Origin of the sequence: Pseudomonas marginalis (genome assembly GCF_024169655.1) — a bacterium.
Lineage (GTDB): Bacteria > Pseudomonadota > Gammaproteobacteria > Pseudomonadales > Pseudomonadaceae > Aquipseudomonas > Aquipseudomonas paraveronii.
In genome coordinates this window covers 716,942-730,048 of record NZ_JALJWV010000001.1, presented here as the reverse complement: position 1 = coordinate 730,048, position 13,107 = coordinate 716,942, and the positions used below count along the sequence as shown (strand labels likewise).

General features: G+C 61.1%; 19 protein-coding genes. 10 read left to right on the top strand and 9 right to left on the bottom strand.

Annotated features, from left to right (window positions below):
- Positions 1-62 precede the first annotated feature (62 nt).
- The 10 genes from J2Y83_RS03165 to J2Y83_RS03120 all read left to right on the top strand — a co-directional run bounded on the left by J2Y83_RS03165 (position 63) and on the right by J2Y83_RS03120 (position 6,142).
- Positions 63-272, top strand: coding sequence for a hypothetical protein (locus tag J2Y83_RS03165; RefSeq protein WP_253393304.1), 210 nt, complete (start codon positions 63-65; stop codon positions 270-272).
- 119 nt (positions 273-391) lie between these two features.
- Entirely contained in the window at positions 392-757 is a 366-nt protein-coding gene (locus J2Y83_RS03160; protein WP_253393303.1) for a hypothetical protein, read from the top strand.
- Positions 758-763: 6 nt separating this feature from the next.
- Positions 764-1,570 carry a type III secretion system inner membrane ring lipoprotein SctJ gene (sctJ, locus tag J2Y83_RS03155; RefSeq protein WP_253393302.1) on the top strand — a complete coding sequence of 269 codons (807 nt, stop codon included), beginning with the start codon at positions 764-766 and terminating at the stop codon, positions 1,568-1,570.
- The gene (locus J2Y83_RS03150; RefSeq protein WP_253393301.1) at positions 1,554-2,120 is read left to right on the top strand and encodes a type III secretion protein; all 567 of its coding nucleotides are present in this window, start codon (positions 1,554-1,556) and stop codon (positions 2,118-2,120) included. Before sctJ ends, J2Y83_RS03150 begins: the two co-directional genes overlap by 17 nt.
- A 2-nt stretch (positions 2,121-2,122) precedes the next feature.
- Positions 2,123-2,719 (top strand): type III secretion system stator protein SctL, encoded by a 597-nt coding sequence (gene sctL / locus J2Y83_RS03145; protein ID WP_253393300.1) that lies wholly within the window; start codon positions 2,123-2,125, stop codon positions 2,717-2,719.
- Between the two features lie 86 nt (positions 2,720-2,805).
- On the top strand, positions 2,806-3,024 hold the full coding sequence (locus J2Y83_RS03140) for a hypothetical protein (protein WP_247397449.1): 219 nt from the start codon (positions 2,806-2,808) through the stop codon (positions 3,022-3,024).
- 1 nt (position 3,025) lies between these two features.
- Positions 3,026-3,418 carry a type III secretion protein gene (locus J2Y83_RS03135; protein WP_253393299.1) on the top strand — a complete coding sequence of 131 codons (393 nt, stop codon included), beginning with the start codon at positions 3,026-3,028 and terminating at the stop codon, positions 3,416-3,418.
- 14 nt (positions 3,419-3,432) lie between these two features.
- Positions 3,433-5,574: a type III secretion system outer membrane ring subunit SctC gene (sctC, locus tag J2Y83_RS03130; protein WP_253393298.1), complete on the top strand. Its 2,142-nt coding sequence runs from the start codon at positions 3,433-3,435 to the stop codon at positions 5,572-5,574.
- Positions 5,571-5,774: an HrpT family type III secretion system protein gene (gene hrpT / locus J2Y83_RS03125; RefSeq protein ID WP_247406568.1), complete on the top strand. Its 204-nt coding sequence runs from the start codon at positions 5,571-5,573 to the stop codon at positions 5,772-5,774. Before sctC ends, hrpT begins: the two co-directional genes overlap by 4 nt.
- Positions 5,771-6,142 carry a transcriptional regulator gene (locus J2Y83_RS03120; RefSeq protein ID WP_253393297.1) on the top strand — a complete coding sequence of 124 codons (372 nt, stop codon included), beginning with the start codon at positions 5,771-5,773 and terminating at the stop codon, positions 6,140-6,142. Before hrpT ends, J2Y83_RS03120 begins: the two co-directional genes overlap by 4 nt.
- On the opposite strand, the gene sctU is transcribed toward J2Y83_RS03120, so the two are convergent.
- From sctU to J2Y83_RS03075, 9 genes are read right to left on the bottom strand one after another with little or no spacing between them, the layout of a single operon-like run.
- The gene (gene sctU / locus J2Y83_RS03115; protein WP_253393296.1) at positions 6,143-7,240 is read right to left on the bottom strand and encodes a type III secretion system export apparatus subunit SctU; all 1,098 of its coding nucleotides are present in this window, start codon (positions 7,238-7,240) and stop codon (positions 6,143-6,145) included. It abuts the gene before it with no gap.
- Positions 7,237-8,025 (bottom strand): type III secretion system export apparatus subunit SctT, encoded by a 789-nt coding sequence (gene sctT / locus J2Y83_RS03110; RefSeq protein WP_253393295.1) that lies wholly within the window; start codon positions 8,023-8,025, stop codon positions 7,237-7,239. Before sctT ends, sctU begins: the two co-directional genes overlap by 4 nt.
- A 9-nt stretch (positions 8,026-8,034) precedes the next feature.
- Positions 8,035-8,298 carry a type III secretion system export apparatus subunit SctS gene (gene sctS, locus J2Y83_RS03105; protein ID WP_247406579.1) on the bottom strand — a complete coding sequence of 88 codons (264 nt, stop codon included), beginning with the start codon at positions 8,296-8,298 and terminating at the stop codon, positions 8,035-8,037.
- 7 nt (positions 8,299-8,305) lie between these two features.
- Positions 8,306-8,959, bottom strand: coding sequence for a type III secretion system export apparatus subunit SctR (gene sctR / locus J2Y83_RS03100; protein ID WP_253393294.1), 654 nt, complete (start codon positions 8,957-8,959; stop codon positions 8,306-8,308).
- On the bottom strand, positions 8,956-9,969 hold the full coding sequence (locus J2Y83_RS03095) for a FliM/FliN family flagellar motor switch protein (RefSeq protein ID WP_253393293.1): 1,014 nt from the start codon (positions 9,967-9,969) through the stop codon (positions 8,956-8,958). Before J2Y83_RS03095 ends, sctR begins: the two co-directional genes overlap by 4 nt.
- Positions 9,966-10,424, bottom strand: a complete 459-nt coding sequence (locus tag J2Y83_RS03090) for a type III secretion system HrpP C-terminal domain-containing protein (RefSeq protein WP_253393292.1) — start codon at positions 10,422-10,424, stop codon at positions 9,966-9,968. The genes J2Y83_RS03095 and J2Y83_RS03090 overlap by 4 nt, the downstream gene beginning before the upstream one ends.
- Complete coding sequence (gene sctO / locus J2Y83_RS03085; RefSeq protein WP_253393291.1) at positions 10,421-10,849, bottom strand: type III secretion system stalk subunit SctO; 429 nt, start codon at positions 10,847-10,849, stop codon at positions 10,421-10,423. Before sctO ends, J2Y83_RS03090 begins: the two co-directional genes overlap by 4 nt.
- A complete protein-coding gene (locus J2Y83_RS03080) occupies positions 10,836-12,194 on the bottom strand; it encodes a FliI/YscN family ATPase (protein WP_276196408.1) in 1,359 nt (452 codons plus the stop codon). Before J2Y83_RS03080 ends, sctO begins: the two co-directional genes overlap by 14 nt.
- Complete coding sequence (locus tag J2Y83_RS03075) at positions 12,191-13,093, bottom strand: FHA domain-containing protein (RefSeq protein WP_253393290.1); 903 nt, start codon at positions 13,091-13,093, stop codon at positions 12,191-12,193. The genes J2Y83_RS03080 and J2Y83_RS03075 overlap by 4 nt, the downstream gene beginning before the upstream one ends.
- Between the last annotated feature and the right edge of the window lie 14 nt (positions 13,094-13,107).

The window sequence follows — 13,107 nt, the reverse complement described above, 5'->3', positions numbered from 1 at the left end:
AATCGCGTCGTTTGATGCATCGCTGAACCCAGTGAACTAACATTAAGCATGGAGAAAAAAACATGACTATTGGTGCGATCGGTGGGGGCTATTCAGCTATGGCCAATGCAGCTTCATCTATGGGTGGCGACATGTCTGCTGAAGAGGCAGATGCAGGTATGGAGGCTGCAGAATCAAAGAAGCGCATAGACGGCGTAAAAAACGCATTTAAAGCAGCAGAGAACGCTAATACCAACGGTATTAAAGCAGCTGCTGACATGCTCCGTCTGTAATAGCTGAACCTTTGCTGACCTTCCCGACAGGCTATGCCGGGAAGGTCACGCCGCCACGAGCGTTGTCAGCAACAACCCTAAACACGCTCATCTTCTAACCCTTATCTAACAGGGGCAACATGATGATAGGAAGCATCCGCTCGACTGAAACCAATCAACTCCCTGGCGCCTCCGGAACACAGGAGGCATCCACCTCGGCCACCGATGTAAACTTTTTCAACTCAACTCTCACGCCGTCCTCACTCCCGAGTACGGCGATCAATCATGCGATGCCACAGAGCATGCTTTCCGAGGCCGCAGGCAAGCTGAATTCCGTGACTGAGCGTATGACCAAAAGCCTGCGTGCATTAAGCAGCAAGAACAAACTGGACGAGGCGCGAAAATATCCCGGCCAACTTTCCGATGCCCTCCTGCTGACGCATATGTTATCGAAGAGCGTCGGTAAAACCGCGCAGTGCATCGATAAAATCAGCAACCTGCAGTAGGCCAACATGACTCGCCCGCTGCTTATCCTGGTAATCCTGTCGCTCTCATTCTTGCTCAATGCCTGCAGTGATCGTGTCGAACTTCATCGTCAGTTAACCGAACAGGAGGCCAATGAGGTCGTTGCCGAACTGGCAGACAAACATATCCGCGCCACCAAAGTTCCCGCGAAAGATGGCGTTGTCGTGGTGGTCAACGCCACCGATATCGGCCGCGCCGTGCGAACGCTGGAGGCCGCCGGCCTCCCTCGGGTCGCGCGCGCGACGCTGGGCGACACCTTTCGCAAAGAAGGCGTGATCTCTACGCCGCTTGAAGAACGCGCACGCTACATCTATGCCTTGTCCCAAGAGCTGGAAACCACGTTATCGAACATCGATGGCGTCATCGTCGCTCGCGTACACGTGGTGCTGCCCGAGCGCGTCGCTCCGGGAGAACCCGTACAACCGGCGTCCGCCTCGGTGTTCATCAAACATGATCCCCGACTCGACCCCGACAACATCAGGGCCCGTGTGCGCAGGATGGTTGCGAGCAGTATCCCGGGGATGACCGCCGCAGTGGAAAACCCGCAAAAACTGACCGTCGTCTTCGTACCTGCGACCGCCTATTTGGAGCAGCAAAAACTGGCTTACTTCGGGCCTTTCCTGGTGCCCGGAGATGACATCGGTTTTTGGCGGGCCAGCGTGATATTCGCACTGATCGCCTTGGTGCTGATGGTTGCTGGGGGCGTGTTCTGGCATAGACGCACACAAAGAGCCGCAGACGCGCTGCCGGACGGCCCATCCCTGGATGCGCCTGTCCATGCACGCAATGAGTAATCTCTCATGGGCCCAATGGTGGGCCACGCCTTGGTTGTGTGCCCACGAAGACTGGAAAACCCCCGATCAACACGCCGCGCTAACTGAGCTGCATCGCAGCCGGCAGGTCGTCGCGGGCGCACCTTATGGTGTTGCCCCGTGCCTGCCGCCAATGCCCGATCCCGCACTCCTGCAACTGGCACTCGCCTCAGCGAATCAACTCGACCTGGGGCTCGCACTGATTGACGGCATCTGCCGTCCCGCCTATGCAACAACACTCGATGACAACCATCGACAGTGGTGCAACAGGCTGTCCAAGGCCCTGCCTCTGGATATGGTGCAGCCCGACAATGACCCGCTGCAATTGCTCTGCGCCTGGGTCACACCGGCCACCTGGCAGCGCATCAGGTTGCGCTTTCCCCGCCGGCGCATTTTGGATCTGGAAGAAAAGGCGCTTTCGCTCGGTGACTCCCATAGCCGCCTCGACACCCTTTGGCATGCGGTGGTGTGGCGTATTGGCGCAATGAACAGGAACGGTAGTGCTGCTGCCTCAAAGGAGCACGGAGATTAACGATGTTATGTCGATATAAAATCAACTCGCCAGGCGGCGCGCCGCCCCTGCCGGGGAGCATGATCTCTTGCGAAACACTGGCGAGCTACACACAGGCCAGCAGTGTGGTGGATCAGGCAAAGGCCGAGGCCAGGCAATTGCTGAAGGCGGCACACGCCCAGCGCGAAGAGCTGCTCGAAAAAGCCAGCCTGGAAGTATGGCAACGTGCCAACGCGCAACTCAAACGCTGGGAAGTCGAGCGTCAGGCCTTGTGTGACAACCTTGAACGATACGCCACCGCCATCGCCAACCAGGCCATTCACCTGCTGCTTGAAGACACCCCCGCCCCCCAACGCATGGCTGCCCTGATCAAGCAGTTGCTGGCGAGCCATGTGCCAGCGGTCAAGGCCGCACTGGTTTGCCATCCGCTCGAATTGGAGGCCGTGCGGGCCTGCCTGGCCAACCGCGGCAGTACGCACTGGACACTGCGCGCGGACAATACGATCAAACCGCAATCGCTCATATTGAATACCGAAGAGGGGGACTTTCGGATCGACTGGACGTCCTTGGTCAACCTATTCCTGAAGCCTGACGACAGCCATTCAAACGATGGGCTTTAAACACACTTAATGAAATATAAATTGCCACACATGGAACCAATTCGACATACAAACCAAAAAGGAGAACATCCCAACGGAGTGAATCCATGAACTATTACGACGGTTATACCAATCGGCTTCTAAACGACGCACGGGTGGTTAAAAGAGACCTCACCCAAGCAGCAGAAAGCAATTCCGGGGCGGACGAAGACATGGCGTTTTTTTTCGATCTCGTCGCCAAGCATCGAACATCCGAATACGTCTTCAACGAACACACCCGCGTAAAACATATGCTCCTGAAGTCCGGCCTGGACAGCGGACAGTAAATTGAAAGCGCTGCTGGCCGAGTGCTTGAGACGCGGCACTGGAGAGTTAAGGTTATTCGAAAACAATGACGAAATTGTCCTGCGTCATTGTTCGAACAGCCTGCTGCTAAGTGTTCAGCTGACCCCACTTCGCCCAGATAAATCACTGCTGATGACCTGGCTGCGACTGGGCGAGGTCAGCCTGGATCACTTTCAGGGCGCTCTCGCTCAGGCGCCAGCCAGTGGCGCGCTCTGGCTGCTGCATTGCCTGCATGACAAGCACGACGAACAGCTGCTGCAGCGCTGTCTCGAGTCCCTGCTCAACCAACGCGATACCTGGCGCGCCACCGTCGCGCGCCTTCACAGAGCGGCGCCTCAACGCAACCCCACCTCCCTACGTTCGTTGCTGTACTAATCAGAGAAGCCTCTATGCACAACAAGATCCACAAGCGCGACAGCTTGCGCATTGACCCGCCTGAAACTTCATCACGACGAGCCGATTGGCGGTACCTGATCGCCCTGACCTGTTTGCTGGCCCCGGCGCAAGACGCCCTCGCCGCCATCCCCGCAGAATGGAAGAACACGGCATACGCCTATGAAGCCCAGTACAAGCCACTGCGTGAAGTCCTCGAGGATTTTGCCCAGACATTTGGCACCCAACTCCAGATCGAGGGCCTGCTGGAGGGCAACGTCAATGGCAAGATACGCGCCAATACCCCGCAGTCGCTGCTCGACAGGCTTGGCGTAGAACACCGCTTCCAGTGGTATCTCTACAACAACACCCTGCACATCAGCACCCTTGATCAGCAGGAGTCCGCACGCCTGGAGGTGTCGTCCGAAACCATTGCCGACCTCAAGCAAGCACTGACCGATATCGGCCTGCTCGACAGTCGTTTTGGCTGGGGTGAATTGCCGGAGGACGGCGTCGTCCTGGTCTCCGGTCCCCGGCGCTATATCGAACAGATCAAGCAGTTCAGCAGCCAGCGCCGCTCCCCGGACGAAAAGCAGAGCGTGTTGAGCTACCCGCTCAAGTTCGCCAATGCCGCAGACCGCCAAATTGAATACCGCAACGAAAGAATCACCCTCCCAGGCGTCGCCACCATGCTGCGCGGGCTGCTGGACCCGCGTAATCCCACGATGCTCACGGGCATGGCTCAACGCTCCGCCGCGCAGTCCCAGCCCGCGCCGCTGGCGCCTGCGTTCCCGCGCCTGAGCAACCCGCTGCTGGGGCAAATGCTCAGCACACCCGCGCCCACCGGGCCGGTGGACGCCGGCATATCGGTGACTTCCCGGGCGCCGGTCAACCCCAGCCGAATCCGCGTCGAGGCCGACGTGCGCAACAACGCGGTTCTGATTTATGACCTGCCGGAGCGTCAGGGGATGTACCGCGACCTGATCAGTCAGCTCGATGTGGCGCGCAAGCTGGTGGAAATCGACGCAATCATCCTCGACATCGAACGCTCGCAATTAAGCGAATTCGGCGTCAACTGGGGGTTTCAAAACAGTCGCTTCCGCGGCGCCGTCAACATGGCACCCGGCACCTCATCACAATTGTCGATCGAAAATCGCGAGCGTTTTTACGCCGACGTGCGCGCCCTGGAAGCTCGCGGGCTGGCAACCATGGTTTCCAACCCGTCAGTGCTCACCCTGGAAAACCAACCGGCGGTGATTGATTTCAACCGCACCCAATACCTGACGGCCGGCACCGAAAACGCGACCATCTTGCCCATCACCGTCGGCACCAGTTTCCAGGTCGTGCCCCGCGTCATCACCAGCCGCGGCGGCCATCAGATCCATCTGGCGGTGGATATCGAAGACGGTAACTTCGACGAGTCCAACCCCGAACGCTTCGGCCCCGATGTGCGTCGAGGCAAGATCAGCACCCAGGCCGTCATGGCGGAAAAACGCTCACTGGTGGTGGGCGGGTTCCATGTGACGAATAGTGCGGACAGGCAAAACAAGATCCCCTTGCTGGGGGATATTCCGTTGCTGGGCAAAGCGCTGTTCTCCTCGACGGAGCGCCAGAACAACCGGCGCGAACGGTTGTTCATTCTCACCCCACGCGTGATCGGCGATCAGTCCGACCCGTCACGTTATTTGCCTCAAGCCGACCAACGCGAGTTGCAAGCCGCGCTAAAACCCTTGGCACGACGCCTGGAGCCGCATCAGCCGGTGATCAACCGCAACGAAATCACCAGCACCCTGGCGCACCTGGTCAGCGGCCAAGTGCCCAAGGCCTTCAAGGCCGCAGCGATGCCGCTGGCGTTGAACACGTTGTGTGCCCCTCGCGAGCTGTTGGCGCTCAATAGCGAGCGCAGCCAGTGGTACACCGGGCCGCAGTTCAATGTGGCCGTCGTGGTGCTGCGCAATCAGTACAAGCGCAATGTGCGCATCGATGAAAAGGAATGCAGCAACAGCCAGACCCTGGCGGTCACCGTTTGGCCGCGCGCCTGGCTCAGGCCGGGTGAAGAAGCCGAAGTGTTTATCGCCATGCGCCCCGTGGTGAAGGATGAACACCTGAATGTGCCGCGCCCATCCCTGCTCACGCCAACCCGGAAGACCACGCCATGAACCCAAGACTGTTGTGCGCCACCCTGATGACTGCCGTGTTGTTCATCAGCGGTTGCACCCCGACCTGCAAAGGGGACTCCTGCTCACGCCCACAATCGACCAGCGATAAGATGGTGATCTGGTGGCCGCCACAGATGCGCGTCGAACCCGGCCCGTCCGGGGAGCGTTCGGACTATCAAACGGTGTCGCTGGAGCGATGAACACCGGGAGGGTGCCTGACGATGAGCGGCATCGGCGGGCATTCTTCGATAGCCTGGTGAGCGGCGATGCCGCTCATCTGCCGTTGTGCCAGGGCATCTCCCTGCACACACAGCATGCCAACGCCCGCCCGGGGTTGGCCTTGAAAATCACCCAGGCGGCCTTGCGCGCCGGGCAACTGCAACGCGTGCTGGAGCGCCGCTTCGATCAGGCAATGGCGTTTGACGGCTGCTATATCTGCCTCGATACCCAGGGCGCACTGCTCATCTGGCACGCCCTGCCTGCCCAGCGTGAGGCCGTGGATCAAATCCTCAGCCGGATGCTGTCGCTGGCCGACCTTGAAGCCTTGGATGGGTTCGCCAGCCGCTGATCAGCGCTGCTCCAACTCCGGCAACTCAAGGGTTTCACGCTTGGCCTCATCGTCAAGGTCGCGCAAGGTCCGGTAGATCAACGCCACCGCGTGCAAGGTCTCGCGCGGAATGCTCGCCCCCAGTTTTGCCTCGTACAGCGTGCGGGCCAACCATACGCATTGAATCACCGGGACATCCGCCGCCTTGGCTCGATCGATCAGCTTACGCGCATTCGCGTCCGTGCCCTTGGCCACCAATTTCGGCAGCGGCGTTTGGCCGGGGCGGTAATACAACGCGACGGCAAAGTGCGTCGGGTTGACCACCAGCATGTCCGACTCCTCCAGCTTGGGCAGCTTTTTCTTGGGTTCTTCCTGGGCCAATTGATAGGCCAACGAGCGCCGTTGGCCTTTGACGTGGGGGTCGCCCTCCATGTCTTTGTACTCTTTGACCACCTCGACCTGGGTCATACGCATGCGCTTGGCAAAAAAGTATTTCTGCAACGTCAGGTCGATCAGCGCCAGCACCAACAGCACCCCCAGACACGCATGCAACAAGTGCCGAAAGAGTGTGATCAGCGCGAGGATGTAGGTTTGCAGATCGCTGTTGGCAAGGTTGATCAGGGGCCCCAGTGACGGGCCAATCACCACGTAGAGTATCAAGCCCAGGAGCAATGACTTGCCGATGCCCATCAACAAGTTCATCAGGGACTGGGCGGAGAACATCTGCTTGAGCTGGGTAAGCGGGTTCACGCGATTGAAGTCCAGCTTCAGGGACTCGGGGGCGAACAGCAGCCCGAACTGCATCCAACTGCTGATCAACTTCACCCCGATCGCGACCCCGACCATCATCAGGCCGAAGGAGAAAAACAACACCAACGCCTCCGTCAGCACCTCTTCCAGGGCACGCACAAACGGTTGCCCGATTCGCGCTATCGGCAGCGCCATCATCTGCTGGAAGCGCTGCATGCTGGTGTCGGCCGTGAACAAGGCGATCTCGCTCAAGGCCGTCAGCACCAGCAACTTGGGCACGTCCTGGCTCTGCGCGACCTGGCCTTTCTTGCGCTGGTCACGCAGTTTCTTGGCACTGGCGGGGTGTTTTTTTTCCCCCGAGTCACTCATGTCCAAGGCCCCTTGAACAGCAGGCCCAGGAAGTGCTTGAGGTCACCGAGCAGCGCCATGCGTCCGACGATCAAGTCCTGCAGCAGCGCGAAATACAGCAGCAAAATACCGATGCCGGCCAGGCACTTGATCGGCGGGGCCAGCGTACTCACCTGCAGTTGCGGGCTGTAGATCCCCAGTAGCGCGACGCCGAACTCGAGCAACAGCAGCACGGCGATAAAGGGCGCGGCGTACAGCATCATGTGGGTGAAGGTGTCGCCGACCAGCTCGACAAACACACTGAAGCCATTGGCCGCCGGCAATGGAAACCACACCGTAGGCGGCCAGATCAGGTAGCTGTCCCAGATCACCTGAGTCAGCGCGCCCAGGCCCAGGCTGACCATCAATAAAAAAATCGCCAGTTGCTTGAACATGTGCCCTATCGGCGTTGCGTCGGGACCCAGCGACGGGTTGAGCTGCCCACCGGCCAAAGCCCCCCGCTGGTTATCCAGCAGCGCCCCGACCGACTCGAACATCCAGAACGGCATCGATAGCAACACGCCCAGCAAAAAGCCGAGGATCGCCTCCTTGAACACCAGCGCGCCCAACATCATCGCGGAGAGCTCCTGGCCCGCCAGCGCCGCGTGAATACCCGGCGCCGGCATCAATGCCATGACCATCACCACGGCGTGCCTGGGCATGCCGCGGATGTGCTGGAAACAGAACGCCGCGACGAGAAAAGCGCAGGGGTAAATGCGAGCCATGCCAATCAGCAGGCTCGGCATAAAATCAAGATAGAGCAGCATGGGCACGCCTCAATTCAAAGCCGAACGGGCGATCATGTCGAACGTCAGGTTGATCAACTGGACCAACTCCAGGCCAATCCAGCGCCCGGTCACCACCAGCGTGATGCCAACGGCGACCAGCTTGATACCGAAGGGCAGCGTCTGGTCTTGTATCTGCATCAACGCCTGGATCAGCGACGTCAGGACGCCCACGATCACCGCGACAATCAGCGGCGGCGCCGTCAGCACCACCACCAGCAGCATGCCCTGCTTGAACAGTACGATCGGTTCCATAGGCAGCTCAGAGATAGGAAAGGAACAGGCTGTCCAGCAGCCGCGACCAGCCGGACACCATCACAAACAGCAGTAATTTGAGCGGCAGCGAAATGGTCATGGGCGAGACCATTTGCATACCCAGCGCCAGCAGCAGGTTGGAGACAATCAGGTCAATCACGATAAAGGGGATGTAGATCAGGAACCCGATCTCGAACCCCGCCTGCAACTGCGACAACACATACGCCGGGACCAGCAGGATCAGGTCTTCACGCTGGACCTCCTGCGCCATGGCCGGCGGCCACATGCGCGCGGTGTTTTCCAGCAGGTGGGTGAGGATGTCCGGGTCACTGTTACGCACCATAAAAGCCCGCAACGGCTGCACCGCTTCAAGCCCGGTCTGTTGCAGCGTGCTCACACTGCTCAAGTCCAGGGGCGTCACCTTGACGACCTCCGCGATCTCATACCCCACGGGCGCCATGATGAACAGGGTCGCCGCCAACGCGATGCCGTTGATGGCCATGCTCGGCGGCACCTGCTGCACACCGATCGCGTTGCGGGTGATCATCAGCACAATCACGATCTTCAAGAACGCGGTGCAGACGATCAACAGCATGGGCATCAACGACAATGCGCCCACGAACATGGCCAGAACAATCGGGTCTATCCCTTGAAAACTCATCGGGAAAAGATCACACGAGACATCTGCAACCCCAAGCGCCCGTCCACTTCCACCAATTGCCCCACGCCCAGCGGGCGGTCGCCGTAATACAACCCGGCCATGCCCGGTGCATACCCGGAAATGCCCAGCACCGCGCCGGGCGCCAGGTTGCGCAGCTCGCCGAGGGTCAGGTTGAGCGTGCCGCATCGCACATTGAGCGCCATGCTCAGTTCATCGAACGGCTCATGCCCAAAGACATCCATCACCGGCGTGTCGTCTTCATGTCCCGAGTAGGGCGGTGTTGCAAAATCGTCGTCCAAAGGCGCTTCCTCGATCGAAGTAAGGGTCAGGCAGATAGGCCCGGATTCATCATCAATAAACACACACAGACGGTGCCCGCCGACCTGCACATGACCCTCGCCATGGGCTTGGAAAAACGCCTGTTCGAACACCAGCACGTCGCCGGCCCGCAGACCGCGCAATTGGCTGAGGGGGACGCGCAGGCGCCCGATCGTCACGGGCAGCGCCAACTGAAAACGCGCCGGCATCGGGCTGGCCATGCGGCGCCACGCCCCGGCCTCGCACAACGCCAGAAAGCTCTGCGCCGACAGCCACAGGTAACCCACGACGTGGGACGCGCCGAGCGTCACGCACAGCCGGCAACCGAAGTTCAATGGCCGCGCAGAGGGCAGTAGCCGCAAATGCCCCAACAGCGCCCGCACCTGGGCGCTCAAATGATGCTGAAACAAGGCCCAGAACCAGGAGTCCGGATCGTTGCCCGCCTGTGCCAACGTCACCGGGCATTCACCCAGCAAGCTGAATTGCGGCCCCGGCTCACTGAACCCCAATACGCCGCAGGCGGTTTCGAAACACAGCGGCTGGATGCCCACGGGGGCAGCGCCGGGCTCCAGCCGTAACTCGCCACGCAGCTCGCCCACCTGATACGGCATACGCAATCCGCGCCCCAACCGCAGACGGGCCGCCGCCACATCGCCCTTGACCGAGGGCAACGCCAGAGCGGGCATCATCATGCCCGCGCCGTGGGGGTTAAGCGCAGGCTGACAGGCCGCGCGAGGCTCTCGGCAAGCCTTTGCTCACACTGCTGCCGTACCCCGCTGAGCCAGCGCGTCGTGCTCTCGCGCTCGGCCTGCAACTCAATCGTCCAGGCGCCCTGCTCTCGACCGATGCTGCTGTCGATCCGCCCCAGGTGCGGCAAGTACAAGACCGCCGTCAGCGGCCACTGCGAAGCGCCGTCAATCCGCGAAACCAGGCGCTCGCTCAACGCATCGACCAGGGAGATATCGCCTGAAGCCTTGATTCCGGCCAGGGACGGCCATTGACCTGCGTCGTGGCTGTCATCATTCAACAACTGGGCAAACAGTCGCCGGTCCTCCCACGGCACCAAGGCGTCGATCACCGGTACACGATCTAGCCGAAACTCACGCAGGTTCAGGCGTTCAGGCGAGATGGCGGAAACGGGGTTCATAGCGGTTCCTGCGTCAGCAAATGGGAGAGCTCCTGGATTTTTTCCACCTGGCGCAGACACAACGTCACCTGTTTTTGCGCACTGCCGACCTGCGCCGCCTGCTCTTCGCGCTGCCCTTGCAGGTCCTTCAACTGGCTTTCTTCGCGGCGGGTGCCGGCCGACAAGTGGTGTTCCTTGGCGCTCCAGGTTTTCAGCGCCTTGAAGGTCACCACCTGCCCCTGGTGTTCACTCAACAACTGCGCGCATTGTCGGGCCTCTTCCAGGCGCGTTTGCTCAAGCGTCGCCTGGGCCTGCTGGATATGCGCGACCAGCGCTTGCTGCGCTCGCTTGGCCTCGCGCAGCGCACGTTCGGCGCGGTCTGCGCGGTAGCGACGCAAACGCCGCAAGGTGTCGATTTCACCCGACAAGACTTCAGAAAGGGACATAGGCAGTCAGCTCCATCAAGTGATCCAGGGTCGTGGCGATCGGCGAGGGCTCACGTAAGTCCTGGCGCAAGAAACCATCCACCGCCTGGCGGCTGTCCACGGCCAGATCGGTCAGCTCATCGTTACCGGGCTGGTACTCGCCCAACTTGAGCATCAGCTCGATCTGCTGGTAAGCCGACAACAGACGACGCAACGCCGTACCGGCCTGGATGTGCCCAGGCTCGGCAACGTTGCTCAAAATTCGCGAAAGGCTGGCCAACACATCCACCGCCGGGTAGTGGCCACGCTCGGCCAGCTTGCGGGACAGCACGATATGGCCGTCGAGCAGCGAACGAACTTCATCGGCCACCGGATCGCTCATCGAGTCCTGCTCGATCAGCACGGTGTAGATCGCGGTGATCACGCCTTCGCGCGTTAACCCGGCGCGCTCCACCAAGCGCGGCAACAAGCTGTACACCGAGGGCGGCAAACCACCGCGGCCCAAGGGTTCGCCAGCGGCCAGGCCGATTTCGCGCTGGGCCCTGGCGAAACGGGTCAAGGAGTCGATCAGCAACAACACGCGCTTGCCCTTGCGCCGGAAACCTTCGGCCAGTGCGGTCGCCGTGAACGCGGCCCGCGCCCGTTCCATGCTGGAGCGGTCGGACGTGGCGCACACCAGCACGGCCTTGGCGCGCAATTGGTCATCCAGTTCGTGATCGAGGAACTCGCGCAATTCACGGCCCCGCTCACCGATCAAGCCGAACACAATCACATCGCACTCCACGTTACGGGCGATCTCGGCCAACAACGTGGTTTTGCCGCAACCGGCGCCGGCAAACAGCCCGACGCGCTGACCCTCGCCCAACGTCAGCAGACCATCGATCGAGCGCACGCCAGTGGCCAACGCGCGGCTGATGCGCGGGCGCTCCGTGGGCAATGGCGCCTCGCACAACACTGCAGTCGCGTCGGGCGTATCCGCTTCGACAAACGCACTCGGGCCCTCGCCTGCGATCGGGCGACCAAAACCATCCAGCACCTGGCCCAACAGTTCATCACTGACCCGCACCCGGTGCGGCACCCCCAGGCGCTCCACGGCGGCGCCGACGCGCACGCCCTCCAGATTGCCCAGGGCACTGAGCACCGCATCCTGCTGATCAAACCCGATGATTTCGGCCAGCATGTAATCGCCGGGGTTCTTTTCGACCTGGCACAGATCACCGATACGCGCCTGTGGCAGCCGGCACTGCAGCAGCATGCCGTTGACGCGCTGGATACGACCGCGCATCGACACCGGCGCAAAACGGGCCAGCCCCTGGGACTGAATCAATTGCCACGCGTCGAGACGCTCCTGCACCGTGCCGCTCACCAGCTCACCTCAAAGCGTTGCGTGCCGTCGAACACCACCTTGCTGTTGTCGATCAACACCAACCGCAGGCCATCCACTTCATCGCCGACGAACAAACGATCGCCGTGTTCCAGCACCACATGGCCGCTCGGCCCGCCGACGATCTGCAAAATCTTGAACGGCAGGACGTTGTCACGCACCCGCACACGGCTGATCACCGGCACGGCGGTGTCGAACTGTTCACCAAACCGGCTGAGCATGCGCGCGACGAGCTCCACCTCCTCCTGGGACACATCGCCATTGAGGGCGATCTGCCCATTGATCACCTGCAAGCTGATCCGATGGTCCAGCTCGCGCTCGCCGAGCATCTTGAGCAACTGCTGGCGCACCTCGAACGGCGAAGCGAGGTTGGGCTTTTGCGGCACGACGGGCATCAGCGATGCCTGGGCCTCATGCTCGCCGGTGGACGCCATGCCGACCGCCACGATGATGACCGCGCACGCCAGCACCAGGCTGATCAGGCGCTTCTGCTGAAACGGCGGGATGGCCGACAACACCAGCGTTGCCGGCACCTCGCGGCGCGGCTCGGCTGCCGGGGGGGCCTGCGGGGCCGCTGCCCGGGGCCAAGGCTGATCGGCCAAGGCGACGCACAGGCGAATGCTGCCCAGCGAAAACGGCGTATTGAGCGCCAGGTCGGCGATCTGTGCCAGCGCCTGCCCGCTGCTGCTTTGCAACAGCCCGGCTTCAGCCTGCACCGACCAGAACCCGTCGGTCAGCCGCAACTGCGCGTGATACTCGACCACTCCCGCGTCGGTCAGCAGCAGATCCGCGTCAGCGTGGCAACCCAGGCTCCACTGCTCGCCAAACAACGGCAACGCAGCGCCCTGATTCAAACCTTCCAGCACGCGCAGCTCAAACATCAGCACGTCCTCCC

Coding starts and splice junctions, on each gene's coding strand:
- J2Y83_RS03165 (WP_253393304.1), top strand. CDS start 63: ATGACTATTGGTGCGATCGGTGGGGGCTATTCAGCTATGGCCAATGCA.
- J2Y83_RS03160 (WP_253393303.1), top strand. CDS start 392: ATGATGATAGGAAGCATCCGCTCGACTGAAACCAATCAACTCCCTGGC.
- sctJ (WP_253393302.1), top strand. CDS start 764: ATGACTCGCCCGCTGCTTATCCTGGTAATCCTGTCGCTCTCATTCTTG.
- J2Y83_RS03150 (WP_253393301.1), top strand. CDS start 1,554: ATGCACGCAATGAGTAATCTCTCATGGGCCCAATGGTGGGCCACGCCT.
- sctL (WP_253393300.1), top strand. CDS start 2,123: ATGTTATGTCGATATAAAATCAACTCGCCAGGCGGCGCGCCGCCCCTG.
- J2Y83_RS03140 (WP_247397449.1), top strand. CDS start 2,806: ATGAACTATTACGACGGTTATACCAATCGGCTTCTAAACGACGCACGG.
- sctC (WP_253393298.1), top strand. CDS start 3,433: ATGCACAACAAGATCCACAAGCGCGACAGCTTGCGCATTGACCCGCCT.
- hrpT (WP_247406568.1), top strand. CDS start 5,571: ATGAACCCAAGACTGTTGTGCGCCACCCTGATGACTGCCGTGTTGTTC.
- J2Y83_RS03120 (WP_253393297.1), top strand. CDS start 5,771: ATGAACACCGGGAGGGTGCCTGACGATGAGCGGCATCGGCGGGCATTC.
- sctU (WP_253393296.1), bottom strand. CDS start 7,240: ATGAGTGACTCGGGGGAAAAAAAACACCCCGCCAGTGCCAAGAAACTG.
- sctT (WP_253393295.1), bottom strand. CDS start 8,025: ATGCTGCTCTATCTTGATTTTATGCCGAGCCTGCTGATTGGCATGGCT.
- sctS (WP_247406579.1), bottom strand. CDS start 8,298: ATGGAACCGATCGTACTGTTCAAGCAGGGCATGCTGCTGGTGGTGGTG.
- sctR (WP_253393294.1), bottom strand. CDS start 8,959: ATGAGTTTTCAAGGGATAGACCCGATTGTTCTGGCCATGTTCGTGGGC.
- J2Y83_RS03095 (WP_253393293.1), bottom strand. CDS start 9,969: ATGATGATGCCCGCTCTGGCGTTGCCCTCGGTCAAGGGCGATGTGGCG.
- J2Y83_RS03090 (WP_253393292.1), bottom strand. CDS start 10,424: ATGAACCCCGTTTCCGCCATCTCGCCTGAACGCCTGAACCTGCGTGAG.
- sctO (WP_253393291.1), bottom strand. CDS start 10,849: ATGTCCCTTTCTGAAGTCTTGTCGGGTGAAATCGACACCTTGCGGCGT.
- J2Y83_RS03075 (WP_253393290.1), bottom strand. CDS start 13,093: ATGTTTGAGCTGCGCGTGCTGGAAGGTTTGAATCAGGGCGCTGCGTTG.